The sequence below is a fragment of the Thiolapillus sp. genome (assembly GCF_048562965.1).
Classification (GTDB): Bacteria; Pseudomonadota; Gammaproteobacteria; order Chromatiales; family Chromatiaceae; genus Thiolapillus; species Thiolapillus brandeum_A.
Window position 1 is genome coordinate 1 of record NZ_JBHNMF010001253.1, and the last position, 751, is coordinate 751.

At 61.8% G+C, this 751-nt stretch carries 1 protein-coding gene; it reads left to right on the forward strand.

The window, feature by feature from the left end; translation table 11 throughout:
• The coding region (locus ACOCD2_RS23625) for a transposase (RefSeq protein ID WP_419626256.1) at positions 1-751 on the forward strand (751 nt) is incomplete at both ends.

Genomic DNA, 751 nt, shown 5'->3' on the forward strand with positions numbered 1-751 from the left:
GCCTGGCGCGTCTGCGCAAGTTCGGCGCACGCAGCGAGAAACTGCCCTTCCAGGGTGAGCTGTTCGACGAAGCCGAGCTGGAAGTCTCGCTTGAGGAGGTGGAAAAGGAACTGGCCGAGGCAGAACCGAAAAAGCCGCGTAAGCGGCATACCAAGGCGGACGGCTTCGACGAGAACCTGCCGCGCATCCAGGTTCATCTTGAGCTGGACGCAGAGGAAAAGGCCGGAGCCCGTAAAACCTTCTTCAGCAAGGTCAAGGAAGAGCTGGACATCGTTCCGGCTCAGGCCCGGGTGATCGAATACTGGCAGGAAAAAGCCGTTTTCGATACCGAAGACGGCAGCCAGCAGGTCAAGGCCGCGCCACGGCCGGCACACCCGCTGGGCAAATGCCTCGCCAGCGTGCAGCTGCTGGCCTGGATTCTGGTGGCCAAGTATGCCGACGCCCTGCCGCTGTACCGGCTTGAAGGCATTCTCAAGCGCCATGGCGGCCGTATCAGCCGCACGACGATGGCCAACTGGATCATCCGCCTGGATGACGTATTCAAACCGTTGATCAACCTGCTGCGGGAACAGCAACTGAACGCGGACTACCTGCAAGCCGATGAGACCCGACTCCAGGTCCTCAAGGAAACCGGCAAATCGGCCCAGTCGGACAAATGGATGTGGGTGATCCGGGGCGGACCACCGGACCGACCGGCGGTGCTGTTCGAATACGATCCCTCACGCAGTGAGGCCGTGCCCCTGCGCCTGCT